21 protein-coding genes are annotated in these 21,657 nt (G+C 42.0%); 9 read left to right on the forward strand and 12 right to left on the reverse strand.

Features of this window, described 5'->3' with window-relative positions:
- Window positions 1–3: 3 nt before the first annotated feature.
- From V7K21_RS22885 to V7K21_RS22895, 3 genes are all read left to right on the forward strand, one after another.
- Window positions 4–870, forward strand: a complete 867-nt coding sequence (locus V7K21_RS22885; protein WP_335177483.1) for a class I SAM-dependent methyltransferase — start codon at window positions 4–6, stop codon at window positions 868–870.
- 777 nt (window positions 871–1,647) lie between these two features.
- Entirely contained in the window at window positions 1,648–2,670 is a 1,023-nt protein-coding gene (locus V7K21_RS22890) for a serine hydrolase (RefSeq protein ID WP_335177484.1), read from the forward strand.
- Window positions 2,671–2,890: 220 nt separating this feature from the next.
- Entirely contained in the window at window positions 2,891–3,895 is a 1,005-nt protein-coding gene (locus tag V7K21_RS22895; RefSeq protein WP_335177485.1) for a 2-hydroxyacid dehydrogenase, read from the forward strand.
- Between the two features lie 111 nt (window positions 3,896–4,006).
- Here the strand turns inward: V7K21_RS22895 and V7K21_RS22900 are convergent, their stop codons facing one another.
- The 8 genes from V7K21_RS22900 to V7K21_RS22935 form a co-directional block, all read right to left on the reverse strand.
- Entirely contained in the window at window positions 4,007–4,267 is a 261-nt protein-coding gene (locus tag V7K21_RS22900) for a hypothetical protein (protein ID WP_335177486.1), read from the reverse strand.
- Window positions 4,264–4,449 carry a hypothetical protein gene (locus tag V7K21_RS22905; RefSeq protein WP_335177487.1) on the reverse strand — a complete coding sequence of 62 codons (186 nt, stop codon included), beginning with the start codon at window positions 4,447–4,449 and terminating at the stop codon, window positions 4,264–4,266. Before V7K21_RS22905 ends, V7K21_RS22900 begins: the two co-directional genes overlap by 4 nt.
- Complete coding sequence (locus tag V7K21_RS22910) at window positions 4,449–5,192, reverse strand: M50 family metallopeptidase (RefSeq protein ID WP_334959324.1); 744 nt, start codon at window positions 5,190–5,192, stop codon at window positions 4,449–4,451. The genes V7K21_RS22905 and V7K21_RS22910 overlap by 1 nt, the downstream gene beginning before the upstream one ends.
- A 106-nt stretch (window positions 5,193–5,298) precedes the next feature.
- Entirely contained in the window at window positions 5,299–5,430 is a 132-nt protein-coding gene (locus tag V7K21_RS22915) for a hypothetical protein (RefSeq protein ID WP_298919359.1), read from the reverse strand.
- Between the two features lie 77 nt (window positions 5,431–5,507).
- A complete protein-coding gene (locus V7K21_RS22920) occupies window positions 5,508–6,380 on the reverse strand; it encodes an FHA domain-containing protein (RefSeq protein WP_335177488.1) in 873 nt (290 codons plus the stop codon).
- Window positions 6,381–6,588: 208 nt separating this feature from the next.
- Window positions 6,589–7,311 (reverse strand): 6-phosphogluconolactonase, encoded by a 723-nt coding sequence (gene pgl / locus V7K21_RS22925; protein WP_335177489.1) that lies wholly within the window; start codon window positions 7,309–7,311, stop codon window positions 6,589–6,591.
- A 257-nt stretch (window positions 7,312–7,568) separates the two neighbouring features.
- Window positions 7,569–8,312 carry a ribonuclease PH gene (gene rph, locus V7K21_RS22930; RefSeq protein ID WP_335177490.1) on the reverse strand — a complete coding sequence of 248 codons (744 nt, stop codon included), beginning with the start codon at window positions 8,310–8,312 and terminating at the stop codon, window positions 7,569–7,571.
- A gap of 167 nt (window positions 8,313–8,479) precedes the next feature.
- A complete protein-coding gene (locus V7K21_RS22935) occupies window positions 8,480–9,103 on the reverse strand; it encodes an adenylate kinase family protein (RefSeq protein WP_335177491.1) in 624 nt (207 codons plus the stop codon).
- A gap of 578 nt (window positions 9,104–9,681) precedes the next feature.
- On the opposite strand from V7K21_RS22935, the gene V7K21_RS22940 reads away from it, so the two are divergent.
- Window positions 9,682–10,218, forward strand: coding sequence for a P-loop NTPase family protein (locus V7K21_RS22940; RefSeq protein WP_335177492.1), 537 nt, complete (start codon window positions 9,682–9,684; stop codon window positions 10,216–10,218).
- Between the two features lie 62 nt (window positions 10,219–10,280).
- The gene (gene dcd / locus V7K21_RS22945) at window positions 10,281–10,862 is read left to right on the forward strand and encodes a dCTP deaminase (RefSeq protein WP_442948913.1); all 582 of its coding nucleotides are present in this window, start codon (window positions 10,281–10,283) and stop codon (window positions 10,860–10,862) included.
- A gap of 12 nt (window positions 10,863–10,874) precedes the next feature.
- On the opposite strand, the gene V7K21_RS22950 is transcribed toward dcd, so the two are convergent.
- Window positions 10,875–11,573 (reverse strand): dCTP deaminase domain-containing protein, encoded by a 699-nt coding sequence (locus tag V7K21_RS22950; RefSeq protein ID WP_335177493.1) that lies wholly within the window; start codon window positions 11,571–11,573, stop codon window positions 10,875–10,877.
- A 201-nt stretch (window positions 11,574–11,774) separates the two neighbouring features.
- Entirely contained in the window at window positions 11,775–12,497 is a 723-nt protein-coding gene (thyX, locus tag V7K21_RS22955; protein WP_335177494.1) for an FAD-dependent thymidylate synthase, read from the reverse strand.
- Window positions 12,498–12,692: 195 nt separating this feature from the next.
- Between thyX and V7K21_RS22960 the strand changes: the two genes are divergently transcribed.
- Window positions 12,693–12,908, forward strand: a complete 216-nt coding sequence (locus tag V7K21_RS22960; protein WP_335065318.1) for a high light inducible protein — start codon at window positions 12,693–12,695, stop codon at window positions 12,906–12,908.
- A 145-nt stretch (window positions 12,909–13,053) separates the two neighbouring features.
- Window positions 13,054–13,635 (forward strand): thioredoxin family protein, encoded by a 582-nt coding sequence (locus tag V7K21_RS22965; RefSeq protein ID WP_335177495.1) that lies wholly within the window; start codon window positions 13,054–13,056, stop codon window positions 13,633–13,635.
- A gap of 70 nt (window positions 13,636–13,705) precedes the next feature.
- Here V7K21_RS22965 and V7K21_RS22970 read toward each other — a convergent pair whose 3' ends face one another.
- Complete coding sequence (locus tag V7K21_RS22970) at window positions 13,706–14,218, reverse strand: hypothetical protein (protein ID WP_335177496.1); 513 nt, start codon at window positions 14,216–14,218, stop codon at window positions 13,706–13,708.
- 1,113 nt (window positions 14,219–15,331) lie between these two features.
- Here V7K21_RS22970 and V7K21_RS22975 point away from each other — a divergent pair.
- Complete coding sequence (locus tag V7K21_RS22975; protein WP_335177497.1) at window positions 15,332–18,802, forward strand: efflux RND transporter permease subunit; 3,471 nt, start codon at window positions 15,332–15,334, stop codon at window positions 18,800–18,802.
- A gap of 93 nt (window positions 18,803–18,895) precedes the next feature.
- Window positions 18,896–20,266: an efflux RND transporter periplasmic adaptor subunit gene (locus V7K21_RS22980; protein ID WP_335177498.1), complete on the forward strand. Its 1,371-nt coding sequence runs from the start codon at window positions 18,896–18,898 to the stop codon at window positions 20,264–20,266.
- 357 nt (window positions 20,267–20,623) lie between these two features.
- Here V7K21_RS22980 and V7K21_RS22985 read toward each other — a convergent pair whose 3' ends face one another.
- Entirely contained in the window at window positions 20,624–21,592 is a 969-nt protein-coding gene (locus tag V7K21_RS22985) for a glutathione S-transferase family protein (RefSeq protein WP_335177499.1), read from the reverse strand.
- Window positions 21,593–21,657: the final 65 nt, after the last annotated feature.

A 21,657-nucleotide genomic window follows, 5' to 3' on the forward strand; every position in this document is an offset into this window, starting at 1 on the left:
TCAATGCTGAAGTCAAAATCAATCAACATTCCTAAACCAACTCGATATCAAAATGCGGCGATAGATTATTACATGGGAATCACAGATTCCTCTTATCTCCATTACGGCTATTGGGAGCCACTACCTACTGCGGGTGAAGAATTGACTGTAACTCGCCTGCGTGCGGCGCAAGTTGCTTATGCAGCCAAGCTTTTAAGTTTTATTCCAGAGGATACAAAAACTGTGCTTGACGTAGGTTGTGGTATCGGTGGGAACGCAGCATATTTGTGTTCACGCGGTTTCACTGTTGAGGGATTAGCACCCGATGTACTCCAACAAGAGAAGTTTATTAAGAATACCAACTCTCAAGTACCTTTCTACTTAACGAGATTTGAAGATTTTCACACTTCACACTCCTACGACCTAGTTCTGTTCAGTGAAAGCAGCCAATATATTGCTGCTGACGATTTGGCTCAAGGTGCAGCTCGTTTACTGAGTAGTGGTGGCTACCTATTGATTGCGGATATGATGCGTTCTGATGCTGGATATCGACAGGGCATTTTTTCTAATTGTCATGTCGTTAGCGAGCTTCAGGCGGCATTGATAAAAGCTGGATTCAAGTTAATTAAGACTGAAGACATTTCCAGCCAAATTGCACCAACGATTGACTTGGGTGTTGATAACTTCCGAACTTTTGGATTGACTACCATCAAATATATTGCGGATATTGTAGCGATCGCACTCCCACCATTACACGCGATCGGTCGTTTAGCGTTCAAACGCTGGTTGGAAAAGCCGATTGTCGAGGGGTTAGCAGCACGCACCATTTTTGATAAGCATCTCTGTTATGAAATTCAACTCTGGCAGTTAGTAATTGATCAGGTTAACTAAGAGGATGTTTGAAAAGTCCTAAAGTATACTAAAAACCCTACTTGCATTCCTCTCTCTCACTCCTAAGAGGCTTTGAAACCCCTATTCTATTGTAGGGAAGGGGGGCTAGGGAGGTTAGGTTTTAGAGTACCAAAAATATTTTTCAAACAACCTCTAAGCTCGACTTTATCCATTTTTTGCAAACACCAACGTTGAAAGTGAAACCTTTTTGAAACGGTAATTTTACTTTATAAAGTTCAACGATAACTAGTGACATAGAAAAGGTTTGTGCTAAAAAGCTAGGGTTTTTGCCAAATAAAGAAAACTCAGATGCTCATTTTGGATAAAGTCGAGCTTAGATGACCTCTGAAACAAACACTCAACCTGTTGCAGATAAATCTCCTATAGAATTTTTATAACAGTTATAAAATCCTCAAAAGCCAATGAGCATTAGTCGTTTTGTAGTTTTCAGTTTCCATTTTTTAATTAGTTTCACTGAGAGTGCTTTATTCATCCCTCTTGCCATGTATAAATCATTGCTAGCGAAATTAAAACCGTAATCATAATCTATTAATATTTGTATAAATACATAGTTAATTGATGTGATATATGCATATCTTATATATTTAACCTTGTGCTTTTTTGTCACAATTCTTGTTTTTAATATTCTAGGTAATGTGTTATCAATCTCTCTTGACATGGGATATTTTAGGGATTACTATGTCAATCAATCCGGATTTGATTAACTTCTTTGGAAAATCTCTGTAAATAAATCCAACACTATCCTCACAGCACTGCATGAAACTACGCTGGTTCTTATTGAGCCTAACAAGTATTCTTTTACTATCGTCCCCAGTAAAAGCTAATCCCAACACGAATCAAGTTAGCAATGTAAATGACTGGAGTGCAAATCAATATAATTTACAACTACCAAAACTTAAATTTATTCCTCCGGTTCCTCTAAGCGAACCTGTCAACCCAACAAATACTTCTAAATTAACTGGTGTAGTTCCTTTGGGACGTGAGATATCAGAACTAAAAACTCCTATTAAAGCATTAATGGAGCATTATAGATTCCTCACTCCCGGAATGTTTTTTATGGACTTACAAACTGGGGATTATTTTAGTTTTAATGGTGATAAAGCTTTTTCTGCCGCTAGCACAATTAAATATCCTATTTTGATTGCTTTGTTTCAGGAAGTAGATGCAGGGAGAATCAAACTAGGTGAAACTTTGGTGATGCGACGGAAACATGTCACTGGCGGTTCTGGAGATATGCAGTATCAACGAGTAGGAACTAAGCTTAGTCTCTTGCAAACTGCAACTAAGATGATGACTATTAGTGACAACACTGCTACAAATATGATTATCGACCGTTTAGGTGGTGTATCTAAATTAAATCAAAAGTTTCACGGTTGGGGATTGCAAAGCACTGTAATTCACAATCTGCTAGGAGACTTTAAAGGAACTAATAAAACTAGTGCGAAAGACTTGGTACGACTATCAGCTTTGATTACAAATAATCAGTTGATTTCTGTGACAAGTCAATCCCAAGTTTTAGGTATTATGATTCGTTGTCACAATAGAACATTGCTCCCATCTGGCTTAGGTTATGGTGCAAATATTGCTCATAAAACAGGTACTCTGCGGTTTGTACTAGGCGATGCAGGTATCATTGAAACGCCATCAGGTAAGCGTTATTTAGCAGGAATTTTTGTCCGAAGACCGAATAATGACAATAGAGCTAGGGATTTTATTCGTCAAGTTTCTCAGGTGATGTATGGCTACTTCGAGCAGCCAAAAGTCAGTCATCTACCTTAATTATTTATTGGGCATGAAGCATGATTAACACTTAATTTTGGAGCGAAACGTCTGAGTTCAGTAGTCACCGAGAGAATTGAATCGCTTACACTAACAGCAATCCTGAAGACTGGCAATGCTCAAAGCTGTGATGCCGAATAGCCCATCATAGACATCGCTTCTCTAACTGCCAAGGTATTATGTAGTCGAATACCATGCAGCATACAGCTTGAGGTTTTGCATGAAAGTAGCAGTCTTCAGTACAAAAGTCTATGATCGGCATTTTTTGTCAGCTGCAAATTCTCTCACCCAACACGAATTAGTCTTTTTTGAACCGCGTTTAAATCGGGATACTGCTATCCTTGCCACCGGATTTACGACGGTTTGCGTATTTGTGCATGACCAGGTTGATGCCCCAACTTTAGAGCTTCTCGCCTCATGGGGAACTCGGCTGGTTGTCCTTCGCTGTGCAGGGTTTAACAATGTAGACTTACAAGCCGCAGCGGATTTAGGAATTACTGTTGTGCGTGTTCCCGCCTATTCACCCTACGGAGTAGCAGAACATGCTGTAGGATTGATTTTAAGCTTGAATCGTAAAATTCATCGTGCCTATAACCGTGTCCGAGAAAGCAATTTTTCCCTAGATGGACTGTTGGGATTTAATTTGCATGAGCGCACAGTGGGGATTGTCGGCACTGGCAAAATCGGTCTGATTTTAGGAAAGATTATGAAGGGGTTTGGCTGTAACCTACTCGCCTATGACGTTTATCACAATCCAGAATTGGAGGCGCTAGGTGGAAAGTATGTAGAACTACCTGAGTTATTTGCCAACTCTGATATTATCTCCCTGCATTGCCCCCTGATTCCCGAAACGCATCACTTGATTAACGCTGAGGCTATCAAACAGATTAAGTCAGGCGTGATGCTAATTAACACTAGCCGAGGAGCGCTGATTGATACCCAAGCAGTAATTGAGGGATTGAAGTCTGGTAAGATTGGCTATCTCGGTGTGGATGTCTACGAACAAGAATCGGAATTGTTCTTTGAAGATTTGTCTGGCGAAATTATTCAAGATGATATTTTCCAACGTCTGACAACGTTCCCCAATGTACTTATTACCGGACATCAAGCCTTTTTTACAGTAGAAGCTCTCTACAATATTGCCGAAACAACTGTTGCTAATATTGCTGATCTTGAACAGGGTCGTCCTTGTGCAAATGAAATTCGCGCTCAACCGTCAGTTTAAGTAATGCTTGGCAATTGATCGCTAATACTAAATGACTAGATAACGTTAAGGGAACACATTCATGTACGCCTAACAATAGGTAACGCAAAGACTTTGGACTGAAATCACCATTCAATCCTCATCATCAGGCAAATTTTCCATTTCCTCAGTAATTAGCGTCTGAAAATCTTCGTCACAATGATTATGTAGGTGAACGGCAGCAGCTAAGAGTTCTGCTAGAATTTCAGCTTGTTGGTTAGCAGTTAAACTAAGTAACTGTAACTGGTTAACTAATGCTTGTACTTTCAGGCACTCTGTACTTAATTCAGCAATCAAGGTACTGAGGGTTGAATTCGTGACTGCAAGAGGGCGATCGCTAATCTGCACATTCATTGTCCCAATCTTTTACGCACTTGCTGGATTGCCTTGTCAAAAGCACGAATCTCTTTTTCCCAATGCTTAATTAAACCTTCGTCAGGAAAACTCTTCTCTGATTCCAGTTTAATCTTTTCTTGATGTTCAGTAATTCTTAGAGTCGAAGATTCAATCGCCTTTTTGTGATGCTTATTACCCATTACTCCGAACGATAGGCAACGCGGAGACTTTGGACTAAAATCACCAGAGATGCGATCGCCATCAAACCGCCCCAAAACCAGTAAGGTAAAAGCAAATACCGCTGCATTTGCGCTGTATCAGAGAGTCCAAGGGGGCCAGCAGAACTACTAAATAGATAATCAAGTTGATGGTACGTACTCACACAAGCTTGTACACCCAGCAATTGAATGGCAAACCCTTGGGCCCAGCGAGGTGCTCTCAGGGCGATACCCAAAATTATTAAACCCAGCAAGGGAATTGCCACCAATCCAAACCAGGAACGTATCCAAATTAATGTGGAAAATAGCAAAAAACTCCCTAATATTTTTAAACAGAGGGTAGCTGCTCTGAAACTGCGGGAAGCCAGAATCAAAGCTGCACCGGCAAGAGGCGGCCCCATTGGCCCTGCTGCTGCGACCATTGCCGGGCCAATTGGCCCCAATGCCGACCGGATACCATAAGTTGCGACACCGGAACCATTGCTAAAAATCTGCAACTTCTGAAACTGTCCCCCTAATAGGAGTGCCATTAAGCCGTGACCCATTTCATGAAACCAAGTTGCCAAGATTGTAAATGGGTATAAGATATAATCCCCTCCTGGTATTTGCCACAGTAAAGCAGTTGCGATCGCTGCTGCAATTAACCAGGTTAGCCCCATACGTTCAACAACTGGCGGGGCTTCTTTGGTGAGCAAGGGTTTAAAATTTTTGCTTGGTTCCCTCATAGGTCACTCGATTTTGGATTTTAGACTTCGACTTGGCTCAGTCGAACGATTTTAGATTTTAGATTTTCCGGAAAATTCAAAATCTAAAACTGACAGTGTATTTCCTCTATCCTAGTGTAATTATTAAGGTAGTGGGGTTGCTGGGCAATGCAACAATTCGCACATCAAAGCGACGGCTGTAAACTATGGCGCTATCAAGAACAACATAGTTATCCGTCGCTTGTCTAATGCGGTTCATTTGTTTATCCTCCTTTAATGATGCCGGAGGATGGGCAGAAAATGCCTAGACTGATGTCACAATTGATCGAGAATCAGTTAAGCAACTTGAAACAGGAATGTCATTAAGTCTCCTTTACCCAAGCTGATGCGATCGCCTGGTCGCAAGCGGTGACGATTCCCCGGTAAGAGCGGCAAATTATTAATGTAGGTGCCATTGGAACTTCCCACATCCTCTACATAGTGAGCGTCTCCCTCGACGCGAATATCTGCATGAATCCGCGAGACAATTTCTGAATTACGAAATCCTGAAACATCTATATCTGGGGGAATCCGGTCATTAAGCTTGCCGATATGAATCACAGAGAGATTTTGGGGCAATTCAATTAACCGATCACTTTGAACGTGGATTAACCGCGCTGTAACCTGCTGCAATTGCGTTCTGGCAGCAGTTGTAGTTGGTGCTGCTGGCGGGGGTAGTTCGGCTTCGGAGGCTGGCGTTGGTTCCAAAGGTGGTGGAGTCGGAATACTTTGTCCAGAAACTACGGGTTGAGCTACAACGGTTGGCGGTGCTTCTGGGGGGCTGCTTTCTGTAACAGATACCTGTGGCGGAGCTACTGGGGTAACTGCCACCTCTGTTGGTGGTAAAGATGAGCCTGAAGGATGGGAACTAGTAGAACCGCTTATTCCCAAAGCATCTGGTTGTAAAAGTTCTAACAGTGGATCGGGTGGATCTAACGGCGGAACTTCCACAGGAATATTGGGAGTAACTGTTGCAGCTACCGCAGTATGAACATGTGGAACTCCTGCGGAGTGAAGGTTATAGCCACACTGACCGCAGAATGCAGCATCTGCCTGCACAGTTGCCCCACAACTGGGACAGTTAGTAGTCGCGGGTAAGGGTGTATAGCAAGCTTCACACTGGACAGCGCCGTCAGGGTTAGGATGATTGCAATTAGGGCAGACGATCATCGATATTTAGCCTTTGTTCAAGATCATCATAAATATAGGTAGGACTGGCAAGCAGAGAGCGGCCCTAGCTTTAGATTCTAGCAATTAGTGCTGATGGAACAATGAATTGGACGCTCTGACGTGAGGAAAGAAGCAGGGGAGCAGAGGGGAAATTACAGTAAGTCTTTTTGCCCCTTTGCACTGCCTCTTGTGCCCAATGCCCCATTGTTCAATGTTGGAGTTCCAAACCTGCTGCCGCATCCAGCAGCCACCAAAGTTCACCTTGGGGCTGAATTAAGCGGGATGGGTAAGTGAAGTCATCCGCTACAGGTGCAAAGACTTGCGCCAAAGCTGGTCGTTTATTAGCACCAGCAACCAGAAAAATCACGCTGCGAGCAGAGTTGATAAAGGGGTATGTGAAACTTATCCTGAGGTTTCCGTTTTTGTTACCCACAGTCAGCAGGCGATCGCGTACTTTGAGAGCCTCTGTGTGGGGAAACAAAGATGCGGTATGTGCATCATCACCCATTCCTAGTAATACTACATCCAATGAGGGAAACTCGACCCCAGGAGAATTGAAAAATTCTTTGAGATGTTGTTCATACTTAGCAGCAGCCAGTTCTGGATTGGCTTCTAAAGTTGGTACGGGATGAATGTTAGCCGCTGGGATGTCAACACGATCTAGCCACGCACGACGCGTCATCAATTCATTGCTATCGTGGTGATCTGGTGGTACGTAACGCTCATCCCCCCAGAATATATGAATTTTATCCCAAGGCAGTTTTTGATTAGCGATCGCTTCGTATAACGGTTTAGGTGTACTACCGCCAGATAAGGCGATGGTAAACCGCCCCCGCTGCTCAATGGCAGTTTCTAACTTGGACAGAATTAATTCTAGCGCTCGTGCAACTAGTGCTGGCTGATCCGGTAGAACTTCAACGGTTTTGTTCATGGCTTCATCATATTGCTGGCTTCCAGCAATACAATACCGAACTTATTACAATCCTCCTTTTGAAATTTTGAAACATTTAACATCGTGGATTAAGTAGGCTGGAAAAATATAGACGCTCATTATCATTTTCAACGGTGAGTTGTCAGTAGTCAGTCGTACTAACCATGATTATTTTTATTTACATCCAGTTACTTGATACTTGGTTGAATAACGCCATAGAGGATACATTTATTAATTCTTATTAAAAATTAATAAAACTAATTAATTAGAAACAATGCTTCCCAGTCAGCGATCGCTTCGCGTTGGGCGATTAACAATTGCTGAATTCCTTTTTGAGCGACATCTAGAAGTTTATCCAACTGAGTGCGGCTAAAGCTGCCTTCTTCGGCTGTTCCCTGGACTTCAATAATTCCCAGGTGTTGATTCATCACCACGTTAAAATCTACTGTTGCAGCCACATCTTCAATATAATTTAGATCTAAAAATGGCTCTTGCTCCAGTAATCCTACGGAAACTGCTGCTACCTGTCCACACAGAGGCGATCGCTCCAACCCGCCCTCCTGCAACAATTTAGAAATCGCATGAGCCAACGCGACAAAAGAGCCTGTAATCGCTGTTGTTCGAGTTCCAGCGTCTGCTTGCAACACATCGGCATCTACAGTTAACGTGCGTTCTCCCAGAGCCTCAAAATCCACTGCTGCGCGTAAGCTACGGCCAATTAGACGTTGAATTTCTTGCGTCCGTCCAGATAATTTCAATAATTCCCTTTCTTGCCGTTTTTGAGTAGCAGATGGTAACATCCGGTACTCAGCAGTTAACCAGCCTTTACCAGTTCCTTCGAGAAACTTCGGAACTCCTTTAGCAACGCTAACGGTACAAAGTACCTGAGTGTCACCACATCTAGTGAGAACAGAACCGGGAGCAAAGCGGGTGAAACTGGGGTAAAAGCTGATCGGACGTAGTTCGTAGGGAAGACGGCCGTCTGGACGCTGCCAAGCCATTAGAGTTGCCTCAAGTTTTACAATACTGCCTTAAGGTTACCTTAGTGTTGTAAATCATCTGATTGAGGGGTATTGGGCAATTCAATTTTGGATTTTGGATTTTAGATTTTGGATTATATTTCAATCTAAAATCTAAAATCTAAAATTCTTACTCCCCTGCTTGTTTTTTAAGGAACTGAAAGCAGAGTCAAAATATTTTGCTGCACCATATCTGGTGACTGGTCGCCGTTGATGGTCAATAGGCGGCGACGACGGTCGTAATATTCTAGGATGGGAATGGTGTGATCGTAGAATAATTCTATACGGCGTTGTACGATTTCTGGTTGGTCATCTGGTAGCGATCGCCCCAAGGATCGGCTAACCATGACTGCTTCTGAGACTTGGAGATAAATTGCCCAATCTAGCTTTTGCCCTGAATTATCCAATAAAAAATCTAATTCTTTAGCTTGGAAGGCAGTACGGGGATAGCCTTCTAAGACCCAAGCACAGTCAATATCTGGTTGTCTAAGGCGAATTTGGATCAATTCAATGATCATTTCGTCTGGAACTAACTCCCCTTTCTCCATGTAGGGCCGTGCGTGGTAACCTAGTTCACTCAAGCTAGCGTAAACCGAAAGAGAAGTCCGGGGATCGGCTTGTGACCATCGAAATTCCTGGATGTGCTGATCGCCAGATATTGCTTCCCGTAAAATCTCTCCTGTAGAAATCAGAGGAATATCAAAGTATCTGCAAAGCCTTTGTCCTTGAGTGCTTTTCCCCGATCCTGAACCTCCCACAATCACCAATCTCACAACAATTAACTCCTCATCCTGTGAAATTCACTACTTGTTAAGTCTGTTTTGCCCAAACAACTGGGAAATCTAACATTTAGCGATTTTCAGCCATTATGCCCAGCTTTTTTAAATAATTGGAACTCTAACTCATGTGTTTTCATTTTTACAACTACTTTCAGAGAAAAAACGAAAATAACTCTTGACTTCAGCACAAACGTAGTGTTTGACTAAGAATGCAATTTGCCAAATCCACCACATGTGTGAGAAACAGATTAATTATACAGGTAAATTGTAATAATTACTGGCAAAAAGAGGACTTTTGGGACAAGAGGAATCTTGGAACTCTTGGAATAGGTTGACTCTGGGGTTACCCCATAGATAAATCTATTTGCTCCGAAAACTGGATGTTTTATACCTCGTTGCAACCAATCTCGGAAGAAATTTTCTTTTTCTGCATAAATGAATTCACTCTTCTTGAAAAGAAAGTAGACAAAAGGTTTTTTCTTTTTTCCCCAAGTTCCCAAATCTGCCCTCCCAAGAGTCCTCTTGGCTCAGCAGAAAATCTTAATTTATTGTATCTTTTTGAACTTAGCCCTATGGTTGCCCAGCTAGAAACTATAAGTATCAATTCAATCCTTCCCTTACCATATCCAGTTGAAGGACTAGTGCAAGTTTTCACTAGCTCCCATCGCAACTTTTTTACGAGCGTTATGGCTCAATCACTGAGAATAGCTGGACAAGGAACACCAGTATTAATAGTGCAGTTCCTCAAAGGAGGTATTCGTCAAGGACATGATCGACCCATACAATTAGGGCAAAATTTAGATTGGATTCGCTGCGATTTGCCTCGTTGTATCGATACACCGCATTTAGAAGATACGGAAAACCAAGCCTTACAAAAGCTGTGGCAATATACACAACAAATAGTGTGTGAGAGTAAATATTCTCTCGTTGTCTTAGATGAGTTAAGTTTAGCGATTAACTTTGGTTTAATTCCTGAAACCGAAGTTTTAACGTTTCTGGCAAAACGCCCTCCCCAAGTCGATATCATTCTCACAGGGCCAGAGATGCCCAAATCCCTTTTGGATATAGCAGATCAAATTACAGAGATCCGCCGGAGTTATCGACCCTAAACAAAATATTCAGTTCGTGCTAATATATCGAGTCGGATTGAATTAACGTTAGCAGCGAACTTGTGATTAAGAACGATATCTGGATTACTGAAATGGCTCAACAGGGTTTGATTTCGCCCTTTGAGCCTAGCCTAATACGTCACCTTGAGAATTTACCTGTAATTTCATTTGGTCTTAGCAGCTTTGGCTATGACATCAGACTATCACCAGATGATTTTCGCATTTTTAGGCATATTCCAGGCACTGTAGTAGATCCTAAGAATTTTAATCCTGAAAATTTGGAGCGAACACAACTCCATAAAGATGTTAATGGCAAATATTTCATTCTGCCTGCCCACTCCTATGGGCTTGGGGTTGCCCTTGAAAGGCTGGAAATACCAGATAATATTACAGTAATTTGTATAGGTAAGAGTACTTACGCTCGTTGTGGAATAATTGCAAATGTAACTCCAGCCGAAGCTGCTTGGCGCGGTTACTTGACACTAGAGTTATCTAACGCTTCTAGCGCTGATTGCCGCATTTATGCTAATGAAGGAATAGTACAGTTAATGTTTTTGGAGGGAGAACCATGTGCTGTAAATTATGAAGCACGCCAGGGTAAATATCAAGACCAGTTAAAAGGTGTAACTCTGGCTAGGGTTTAAACTTCAAAAGAATTATTTAGTTTTCTCTCTGCTTCCTTTGGGAAGTGTATGTACTTCCTGTTTACCTAAAGGCTGTACAATTTGAACAATTGTTAAAACTATGGTTGCAATAGTTAAAATAATAGTAAAGTATGTCTGATTTGTCTCAATAAAATCTTTAAGCCTACTTAATAAATCCTTTCTAGAGTTTCCGGCAATTTTTTTAGGGTCTTTTGTATAAGGAATAACTCCTTGTTTGACCTCAATTACATAGAGAGTACAAAAATCTTGTCCTTTCCTAAGCTTAACGGTTCTTTTGCCTAAATTGAAAACTGTGATAGAAAGTTTTCCTTCATATCCAGGGTCTATCTTTGATGAGGTGTTAGATAATCCATCTTGCAGAAGAGATACTTTTGGAACTACATGGCCAAATCTAGATTTGGGAAATTGAACTGATTCAACTGTCTCAATGATTACGGCAGAACCGGGTTGAAGAGATATTGTGCCATTCTCCAACAGATCAGTTTTACCGGAGTCTCTATGATCTCTGTATTCATCACCAACTCTTAAATCATAGCTGGCATTACTAGACTTCGTATTATGAATTTGTTTGATATTTAAATTCTGTATAAAAATTACACTTCCTTCAAGACCACCAGCTTTCTCATACTCTTCCCTAGTCTCTACGACTGTTCTATTACTACCATCCAATATAAATGGGATAACACTCATTGTTTTGTTATTGATAATAAGGTAATTTATTATACTTTAAAAAACTTGTTATATACCCAATTTTTAAGTGCCAATCTCGCTTTACTTAGACACTGCTTTCCATACCATTGTGCGATCGCCCTGAATCCAATGCAAAATTCGGAACGTCAAGACGCGTAGCCGTGAGGGACTAATAGTATAAGGAGGCTCATAAGCCAATATTTAAGGTGCTAATTTTGCCTTACCTAGACGCTGCTTTTCATACCATTGTGCGATCGCAGGTGCCCAATCTTCAAAATGAGGCCACATCATTTCACATAACTTTTGAATTTCAAGTTGAGCATCTTTCTTATTTCTCAAGTCACAAAAATGCAAGAAAGACCTTAAATTGAAACTAATTATAAAATGCTGACGATAATCAAAAGGCACTTTACCTCTTGCGTGTTCTTCAGACATTCCAGCCTCAAAATCAGCTTTATATCGTTTAGCTGCTTCTAAACACCATTGCAAATCTGCTGCTCGTTGCTCTGGTGAATAATGGTACTTTTTGCCTTGTCTATCAGTGTAATAACCAACGGGACGCAAGTAAAAAACATCTTCTATGTCTTTCTTACCTTCTACTACATCAATAAATTGGTTGCCTGTGTATCTAAAAGACTGAACATCAAATGATACGCCCACACGATGAGTACGCGCCTGCTGCATCACGCTATGAGGAAAGTAACCACAGTTGAAAACAATCTGGGGATGCTCTAGAGGCCCATAGTGTCCCCTCTCACCGATTAAAAGTCGCTTAACAATAACTTCGCCGCTTTGTGACTCCGAGGGCCAAGAGTCACGCTCATCAAACACGAACCCATCAGTATAGTCCTGGTGCATTGCGGCATAAATCACCTGCTGCGGGTTTGGTGTTTTGGCAATAACCTCTACTCGAAATCGATGCATTAGTTTTTGGGAATGGATTTGTGACTGAAAGTGCTTACACACAAGGAGCAAAGCCTGTTCGTTAAACATGGCTTTGAACTTGATTCATTATCATTATCTCTGGCTTGGACTTCTACTTGAGCAGATTTAGATACTTTACAAATATTAATATTTTTGTTACAGTAATTTACAGAAAGAGAAGACACGGAAAAATCCATGCGTACAAACACTGCTATAATTGACGACCAAGGCAAACTGAACAACTTTGCGATCGAGCCAAGGGTTTATATAGATGATCAAGGCGATCGCACAGGCTTCACTCCTTTTGCAGAACTGCTCAACGGTCGTTTAGCAATGATTGGTTTTGTCTCTCTAATAGCATTAGAAGTATTCACAGGGCACGGTATCGTTGGTGTTTTGACAAGTCTGTAAAAACTGATTACTGTAACATAACTCTCAATAAAAATTAAGAGACGGTAAATTTACCGTCTCTTAATTTATGGAAAACTTAGTGGTAGAGTAAAATATACTGATAGCAAAAGCCGTTAGTTATCAGCGTAAAGTTATCAGGTAAATTATGGCTTTAACTGCTTCAACTATGTTGGCGCTAGGCACAAAAGCACCAGATTTTGATCTACCGGAAGTAGTATCTGGAAAGGCAACTTCACTTTCCACCTTTGCAGACAAAAAGGTGCTGTTGGTAATGTTTATTTGTCGGCATTGCCCGTTTGTAAAGCACGTCCAAAAAGAATTAGCGCAGTTAGGAAAAGATTATTTTACAGGTGATTTAGCGATTGTTGCCATTAGTGCTAACGATGCAAAGAATTACCCAGATGATGCGCCAGAGTCGTTACAAGCATTTGTTACAGAACAAGGGTTTAATTTTACATTATGCTACGATGAGAGCCAGGAAACGGCAAAGGCTTATACAGCAGCTTGCACACCAGATTTTTTTGTATTTGATGACCAACGCCAACTTGTTTATCGGGGGCAATTAGACGATAGCCGTCCGAGTAATGGTAAACCTGTAACAGGCGTAGATTTACGCGCAGCCATTGAAGCAGCACTGGCGGGTAAACCTGTTACAAGTGAGCAAAAGCCGAGTGTTGGTTGCAATATTAAATGGAAACCTGGAAACCAACCCAGTTATTTTGGTTGAAAGGAACTATTTATTGGGTATTGGGTACTGGAAAATGTTTTTAGTCCCCAATCCCCAGTCCCGCTAACTATCAATGTTTAATTTCCAAATTAAGTATGTAGCATCCTAGTTGGACTTTTTCTGCCCACAATTCATATTCCAGACGCAAATGTTCTGGCAAGGGATGTCCGTTGAGAGTTAGGCTACTAGTAAAATTTCGTAAACGAATCGGATTGTTAGGTTGGAATGACTCAGTTGGCAACCAATAGCGACTAATGCCATAAACGCCCTGTTCCCAAAAGTGACGGTAACTCACTTGAGCGTTACCTTGCATAGTCATGATCACCCGGTAAGGGGAAATCTCCAGCCATAAAATTCTGGGGCTGTTAGGGGCATAAACTTTGCTCTTACTTTGGGTAAGTGTGTCCTCTGGACTTACGACACTCTCTACTTCCCAGCTAATTAGGGGCGGTGCAGTTAACAGCAAATGGAATCTATTAGTATCCTTTTGATACAATGTCGCGGCAGTTTCCACAACAGACCAGATTGGTAGGTCAGTGGAAATAAGTGATAAGCACACGGGCTTGCGGTGATGGGTGAGCATGGGAGCGATAAGGGCTAAAAGCTATTGAACAAAGTAAAATGAACACTCTAACTGTCTAATAGGTCACGGGTAAGAAACTAAATAGTAAAACAGGCTTAATATTAATGAATCAGCTGATTTGTCAAGCTACAAAAATTTGGATAGAAAGAGGTAGAATGTCAGCTTAGATAGCAAAAACGGTATTTTTCTAGAGAAAGCTAATTCGTAAGTAAAGCTTGTAAATATTCTAAGGCTATAGCCTCAAAACAGTGGGAATCGTTTTAGATGCTAAGAAACCTTATTGAGGGAGACTTGCCGTAGATTGGAGTAAGTTTCATACAGCAAAAAGCGATAGGACACTAGGCAGGAAGTCACTAGCAGCGACAAATAAAGTCACTGATAAACTTCCGGTGTATTCAAAAGCCAGTGTATCCTAATGTCGGCTTCTGTTATAACCGTAGAAGCTCACAAAGACCTTTCTCACAAGTTAATTATTCAGCAGCCCTTTTATTGGGCTATCTTTACAGGCTCGCATCTAGGGAGCATCCCAATGCAAGCAAATTTACTAAAATCGTTAAAAGTCAATTGCGAATGAAGCATACTCCAACTCTACAAGATGCTCTTGGGTTCGTGCAGCGTTGCGAAGAAAAGAATCGTAAAGTGTGCGTAATATAACCGACGAGCAGTAAAAAAACTAGAGCTAAATTTCCTTCCAAGAAACTGATACACAAAGGAATGGGAGCCAAAATTGAAACACTCATCTTCTCTGTACTTAATACTGCTTAAAGTTTAACCGAACCGTATTGACCCAATACCTTTTTGTTTAATGTTAAGAAATATTTCGTTAAGAGCATCTATGACTGGTGACGTGGATCACAAAGGAGAAAACGCGTTACATTTATTTACGATATCTTCAGTAGACCTTTATATATCTAACTCTGTTTCATCACTTTAGAAAACGAAAAATCAGATGCCATTTTTAATACAAGACAAGAAATGGGTTTGAGTTTTTATTTTTTAATACAATGCACAAAATTGTGGCTTTTTGACAAAAGCCACTTGTAAGAAGGATTCTAAATTATTCTCTCGCAATAGTGATTGATAGAGCGCTAAACCTATCTAAAAGGAAATTGCATGTGGATCGTCAAAATTGCTTTACGTCTTCCGTATACATTCGCGATCGCTGCCTTGATGATTGTGATCTTGGGTGTAGTAACAATATTTGGCACAGCGGTTGATATTTTTCCCGCAATCAACATTCCGGTTGTCAGTATAGTTTGGACTTATACTGGTACTACATCTGAGGAAATGGCACAGCGGATCGTGACAATTAGCGAACGCGCCATGACAACAACCGTTGGTGACATCGAACACATTGAGTCTCAATCTTTAAGTGGTGTTAGTGTCGTCAAGGTTTTCTTTCAACCGAGCGTTAATATAGCCTCAGCAGTCGCTCAAATCACCTCTGTCAGCCAAACAATTCTCCGTCCTTTGCCACCCGGGATCACGCCGCCATTCATCATTCAGTACAACGCTTCTAGCGTGCCGATTATTCAGATGAGTGTCAGCAGCAAAAACTTGCCAGAACAAGCGCTCAACGACTATGCTACCAACTTTGTCCGCACCCAGTTAGCAACAGTCCAAGGGGCAAGTGTACCTTTGCCCTATGGTGGTAAACCTCGGCAAATTATGGTTGATATCGATCCCCAAGCGATGTTGGCTAAAGGTGTTTCTGCCCAAGACGTGACTAATGCTGTCAGTGCCCAAAATCTGGTCTTGCCCGCAGGCGATATGAAGATAGGCACTCGCGACTTCGCCGTACAAATCAACAATAGTCCAGATGTAGTGACAGCCCTCAACGACTTGCCGATTAAACAAGTCAATGGTGATGTGACTTACATTCGTGATGTCGCGCAGGTAAGGGATGGCTTTGCCGTGCAAGCGAATATAGTACGTGAAAATGGTAGGCGATCGAGTTTACTTAGTATCCTTAAGAGTGGCAATGCCTCAACTATTGATGTGATTGATCGGGTGAAAAAAGCTTTGCCTCGCATCCAATCCACTTTACCCCCAGGACTGAATTTAGCCTTTTTGTTCGATCAATCTGTATTTGTTAAAGCTTCGATTCAAGGCGTTCTCAAAGAAGGATTGATTGCCGGGTGTCTCACCGCGCTGATGATTTTGATTTTTTTGGGAAGTTGGCGCAGCACTGTAATTGTAGCCGTATCGATTCCCCTCTCGATGCTAGTTTCGATTATTGTGATGAGTCGTTTGGGACAAACTTTCAACATTATGACTTTGGGTGGTTTGTCCTTAGCTGTCGGTATTCTCGTAGATGATGCCACAGTAGAAATTGAAAATATCCACCGAAATCTCGGACAAGGGAAACCAATTAAACGAGCAATCTTAGATGGAGCGCAGCAAATCGCAACTCCAGCACTTGTAGCAACATTATGTATTTGTATTGTCTTTGTGCCGGTGGTGTTTCTAAGTGGAGTGGCAAAGTACCTGTTTGTCCCGCTAGCGATGGCGGTAGTATTTGCCATGCTTGCTTCTTATGTGCTATCTCGGACTGTAGTACCGACGATGGCAAGCTATTTGCTACCGCATGAAGCAGATTTGCATAGAGAAAACGAGGATCATAATGGTCATGGCGATCGCCATCATATAGATTCGCCAGTTCAAAACAATAATGGTCGCGACAACCATCATATAAATTCGCCAGTTCAAAACAATAATGGTCATGGTGATAGCCACACCCATTCACCAGTCGAAATCCATGATAGTCGCGACAACCACCATACCCATTCGCCAGTCCAAAACAATAATGGTCATGGCGATCGCCACCAAACGCAAGAAGCAACAACTAAAACTGCCGAACCTGTTAAGAAAGATTGGATATGGCGGCTACACGAAAAGTTTAATCGGCAATTTGAGAAATTTCGCAGTTGGTACTACGATGTCCTAACCTCAGCATTAAATCACCGCCGCATAGTCTTTGTACTGTTTGGTGCTTTTATAGTAAGTGCAGGAGTTTTGTTGCCGTTCGTCGGTCAAGACTTTTTCCCTGAAGTCGATGGTGGTCAGTTTAGCTTACATGTTCGAGCCTTACCTGGTACTCGTTTGGAAGAGACAGAAAAAATTGTCAGCCAAGTCGAAGGCGTTATTCGCCAGACTGTACCAAAGGAAAATCTCTCGAAGATTCTGGATAACATCGGCTTACCCAACAGTGGGATTAACCTTACCTATGGCTACAACGGTGCTACAATTGGTCCGGCTGATGCTGACATTCTTGTGTCCCTAAAAAAATCTGGTTCAACTTTTTCTTATGTCAAGCAACTTCGCCAGAAATTGAAAGCGACATTTCCCAATTACACCTTCTTTTTTGAGCCAGCTGATATTGTTACTCAAATTTTGAATTTCGGTTTGCCTGCTGCTGTTGACGTGCAAGTATCTGGCCCTCTGCAAAACTCAAAGGCTAACTTTGAAATTGCCAAACAAATCGAAGCCCGGATGACGCTCATTCCTGGTGCTGTAGATGTACACATGCAGCAAGTTGTCGATGCGCCAGAGTTACGTCTTGATGTAGATCGTACCGAGGCTCAACAACTGGGTATGACTCAGCGTGATGTTGCCAATAGCGTTCTCACTTCTTTAAGTTCAAGCGGTCAAGCCGCAATCAATCAATGGCTCGATCCCAAAAAAGGTGTGAGTTATACCCTTGCTGTACAAGTTCCCCAGTACAAAATTGACTCTATTGACAGCCTGAAAAATACGCCAGTTAGTAACGGTCAAACTGCACCCCAACTTTTAGGAAATTTGGCTAGTGTCAAACGCGACACAGTGATGCAAGTTGTCAATCACTACAACATTCAACCAGTTTTCGATATCTACGCTAACTCCTATGATCGCGATCTAGGGGGAGTTGCCCGCGATGTGGATCGAATCATCGCTGATTATAAGAAAAAATTGCCTCACGGTAGTCAGATTAATGTCCGCGGGCAAGTGCAAACGATGAACTCATCGTTTTTGGGACTTGGTTTTGGACTTGTGTTTGCAATTGTGCTGGTTTACTGCTTAATGGTAGTGAACTTCCAATCTTGGCTTGATCCCCTGATTATTATGATGGCATTGCCGAGTGCTTTAGCTGGTATTGTCTGGATGCTGTTTGTCACCCGCACCACTTTTAGCGTTCCTTCATTAATGGGTGCAATTATGAGTATAGGTGTAGCGACATCAAACAGTATTCTAATGATCACTTTTGCTAATGACCAGCGTCAAGAAGGTCAAAATGCCTATAAAGCAGCGCAAGCGGCGGGTCACACGCGGTTGCGTCCTGTGTTGATGACTGCCTTAGCCATGCTCATTGGTATGGTGCCAATGTCTCTCGGTCTTGGTGAAGGTGGTGAGCAAAATGCGCCCTTAGGTCGCGCTGTAATTGGCGGCTTGTCAGCTGCAACAATTGCAACACTCATCTTTGTACCTGTTGTATACAGTATGTTACGGCGTAAACAACCTCGTCCTATTGATGAGAATGATGACGATTTAAATTTCTCAGATCCACAGACTGCATACTCCTTGTCATCATCCCAAGGCAAGGAGTAAGCAATTTCATTGTCCAAAATTGCTAAAGCCAATGATGGTAATGACTCTAGCTGCTGAATTTCTGCAAATTAGATAATATGGGACAGCTTACCTATGGATTCTCAGCCTCCATCTCCTGATTTAGAACAACAAACGACTTCTAGAAAACAAAGGCGCGGCATCGGTCGAATTGGTTGGGCTGTAATTGGTGCTGTTTTTTTTGCTAGCCTACTAGCCATAGGTATTCTGCCTCGGTTAAGCCAAAGGTCAGAATTAAAAGCAGCAGTAAAGGAAGCAAGCACCTTAACCTCAGTCAACATTATCACTCCCCGTCGCGCTGCTGCTACTACCAATTTGGAACTACCTGGGAGTGTTGTAGCTCTTAACCAAACGACCATCTACGCTCGCAGTACTGGGTATTTGCGGCGGTGGTACGCAGACATTGGCGATCGCGTGCAGGCTGGTCAATTATTAGCAGAGATTGATTCACCAGACATAGATCAGCAAGTTTTGCAAGCGAAGGCAGAGTTCGTGCAAGCACAAGCTAACGTCCTTCAAAGTCGTGCTAGTTTAGCTAAAGGCGTTTCTGATTTGAAGCAAGCCCAGGCTAATCTATTGATCGCACGTCAGAGTTGGCAGCGCTGGAGTGTTCTTGTCAAGCAAGGTGCAGTGCCTCAACAAGATGCTGATACAAGATATGCCACATATCAGGCTAATCTTGCCAACGTTGAGGCAGCAAAAAATACTGTCAATTCTGACTCTGCTAACGTCAAAGCAGCACAAGCTAACGCCTACGCCATTCAAGCAAACTTCCAGCGTAATATCGTATTGCAGTCTTACAAGAAAGTCACTGCTCCTTTCGCAGGAGTAATTACCGCACGTAATGTAAATACAGGTGTTTTAATTTCAGCAGGTAGTGGCAACAGCAATAGCAACAGCAATACTAGTAACACCAGTACCAGCAACACCAACACTAGCAATACTAGCCTTTATACCATTGCTGCTTATGACAAGTTAGACGTGAATGTGAATGTTCCACAGAGTTTATCACCATCATTTCAGACTGGTCAAACAGCAGAAATTACAGTAAAAGAGTTACCACAACGAGCGTTTACGGGTAAAGTAGTGCGTACTAGCAACGCTATAGATCCAAATACTCGCACTTTGCTGACACAATTAGAAGTGGACAATTACAACGCGACGCTGCGACCTGGGATGTATGCCACTGTTAAATTTGCCATTAACCGCAATAATACTCCCTTTGTTGTGCCAGATAGTGCCTTAGTGGTTAACGCCGGAGGTACGCAGGTAGCAACTCTAACCAAAGACCAAACAGTGCATTATCAAAAAGTTGTCGTTGGGCGAGATTATGGTACTGAAGTAGAAATTACATCAGGCCTGACAGGAAATGAATCGCTGATTGCCACTCCTACGGTTGATGAGACAGAGGGTTTGCGCGTGCAGCCAGTTGCACAAAAAAAGTAGACTCAATGTTGTCAATTTACAGCGCTTTTCATCTAAGTGAGGTACATTAACCCACCCTCCCCGATACCTTGGGGAGGGAAGGCAAGGGGTCTACTTAATTAATTTGCAATCTGCTATTTGCCGAAGGCATCGCTCTCAGTGAGGATTTTATTTTATGGAAGTCTCTTATAAGCAGTAACCAATAGTTGAGGAACTTAAATTATACAAGTAAGAATGATTAATTTTGAACCTTCGGACAGGCTGCTGCCTCAATATGTGGATCAAGAGGGTTGTGTAAACTATATTGCTTGGAAAAAAGAGCAGCCCCAAGCGATGACGCGACAAGCGAACAAAACAGTTAAAGGTCAGCAGTGTTAATCAAGCAAATATTTGATCCCGGTTATGGGGTGCATCAAAATCAATCAGCGGGCCTTTTGGCACAATGCGGGTTGGGTTAACCTGGGGATGGCTCTTATAATAATGCCGTTTGATGTGGTCAAGATTGCAAGTCTCTTTGACTCCCGGCAGTTGATAAAGTTCTTTGAGATAATTCCACAGATTCGGATAATCTACAATCCTGCGTAAGTTGCATTTGAAATGCACATAATAAACTACATCGAAACGAAACAGAGTAGTAAACATACACCAGTCCGCCTCAGTAATTTCGTTTCCGCAAAGATAGCGTTGATTTCCCAATATTTTTTCCCAGTAGTCGAGAGCCGTGAATAATTCCGTTACCGCTTCATCATAAGCCGATTGAGTGGTAGCAAATCCCGCCCGGTAGACACCGTTATTTATTGGTTGATAAATTGTATCAATCGTCTCGTCAATTACTTTTTGTAAATGTTCGGGATAAAAGTTAATATTTTGTTTAGCGAAAGCATTGAATTCTGTATCAAACATGCGGATGATTTCACGGGATTCATTATTGACAATTGTCCGATTTTGGATATCCCATAAAACTGGAACTGTCACCCGCCCGCTATAGTTAGGGTCAGCCTTCAGATAAAGTTGCCAAACATATTGAGTACCGTTGACTGTATCAGGAATGCACCCCGGTTCATCACCAAATCCCCAGCTATTTTGAGCAATTTCTGCTGCAACGACCGATAACCCAATGACATCTTGCAGTCCTTTCAATTGGCGGATAATGGCGGTGCGACACGCCCAAGGGCAAGCCCAAGAAATATACAGATGATAGCGTCCCGCTTCAGCTTTAAAACCACTAGAATCATCAGCTGTAATGTGGTTGCGAAAAGTTGTTGATGGACGGATAAATTTACCTTCTGAGTCTTCTTGATCTCTTTGAGATATCCACTGACCATTCTTAAGAATTCCCAAACCCATAATTATCTCCTTAGTACAGTTTTGCATAAAAGCGTAATATTTTATACTCAAAGAACGCAAAGTAA

It is taken from the genome of Nostoc sp. (assembly GCF_036919595.1).
Taxonomy (GTDB): domain Bacteria; phylum Cyanobacteriota; class Cyanobacteriia; order Cyanobacteriales; family Nostocaceae; genus Nostoc.

What these genes read in the sequence shown, in the direction of transcription:
- V7K21_RS22885 (WP_335177483.1), top strand. Translation starts at nt 4, where the DNA reads ATGCTGAAGTCAAAATCAATCAACATTCCTAAACCAACTCGATATCAA.
- V7K21_RS22890 (WP_335177484.1), top strand. Translation starts at nt 1,648, where the DNA reads ATGAAACTACGCTGGTTCTTATTGAGCCTAACAAGTATTCTTTTACTA.
- V7K21_RS22895 (WP_335177485.1), top strand. Translation starts at nt 2,891, where the DNA reads ATGAAAGTAGCAGTCTTCAGTACAAAAGTCTATGATCGGCATTTTTTG.
- V7K21_RS22900 (WP_335177486.1), bottom strand. Translation starts at nt 4,267, where the DNA reads ATGAATGTGCAGATTAGCGATCGCCCTCTTGCAGTCACGAATTCAACC.
- V7K21_RS22905 (WP_335177487.1), bottom strand. Translation starts at nt 4,449, where the DNA reads ATGGGTAATAAGCATCACAAAAAGGCGATTGAATCTTCGACTCTAAGA.
- V7K21_RS22910 (WP_334959324.1), bottom strand. Translation starts at nt 5,192, where the DNA reads ATGAGGGAACCAAGCAAAAATTTTAAACCCTTGCTCACCAAAGAAGCC.
- V7K21_RS22915 (WP_298919359.1), bottom strand. Translation starts at nt 5,430, where the DNA reads ATGAACCGCATTAGACAAGCGACGGATAACTATGTTGTTCTTGATAGC.
- V7K21_RS22920 (WP_335177488.1), bottom strand. Translation starts at nt 6,380, where the DNA reads ATGATCGTCTGCCCTAATTGCAATCATCCTAACCCTGACGGCGCTGTC.
- pgl (WP_335177489.1), bottom strand. Translation starts at nt 7,311, where the DNA reads ATGAACAAAACCGTTGAAGTTCTACCGGATCAGCCAGCACTAGTTGCA.
- rph (WP_335177490.1), bottom strand. Translation starts at nt 8,312, where the DNA reads ATGGCTTGGCAGCGTCCAGACGGCCGTCTTCCCTACGAACTACGTCCG.
- V7K21_RS22940 (WP_335177492.1), top strand. Translation starts at nt 9,682, where the DNA reads ATGGTTGCCCAGCTAGAAACTATAAGTATCAATTCAATCCTTCCCTTA.
- V7K21_RS22950 (WP_335177493.1), bottom strand. Translation starts at nt 11,573, where the DNA reads ATGAGTGTTATCCCATTTATATTGGATGGTAGTAATAGAACAGTCGTA.
- thyX (WP_335177494.1), bottom strand. Translation starts at nt 12,497, where the DNA reads ATGCATCGATTTCGAGTAGAGGTTATTGCCAAAACACCAAACCCGCAG.
- V7K21_RS22960 (WP_335065318.1), top strand. Translation starts at nt 12,693, where the DNA reads ATGCGTACAAACACTGCTATAATTGACGACCAAGGCAAACTGAACAAC.
- V7K21_RS22965 (WP_335177495.1), top strand. Translation starts at nt 13,054, where the DNA reads ATGGCTTTAACTGCTTCAACTATGTTGGCGCTAGGCACAAAAGCACCA.
- V7K21_RS22970 (WP_335177496.1), bottom strand. Translation starts at nt 14,218, where the DNA reads ATGCTCACCCATCACCGCAAGCCCGTGTGCTTATCACTTATTTCCACT.
- V7K21_RS22975 (WP_335177497.1), top strand. Translation starts at nt 15,332, where the DNA reads ATGTGGATCGTCAAAATTGCTTTACGTCTTCCGTATACATTCGCGATC.
- V7K21_RS22980 (WP_335177498.1), top strand. Translation starts at nt 18,896, where the DNA reads ATGGATTCTCAGCCTCCATCTCCTGATTTAGAACAACAAACGACTTCT.
- V7K21_RS22985 (WP_335177499.1), bottom strand. Translation starts at nt 21,592, where the DNA reads ATGGGTTTGGGAATTCTTAAGAATGGTCAGTGGATATCTCAAAGAGAT.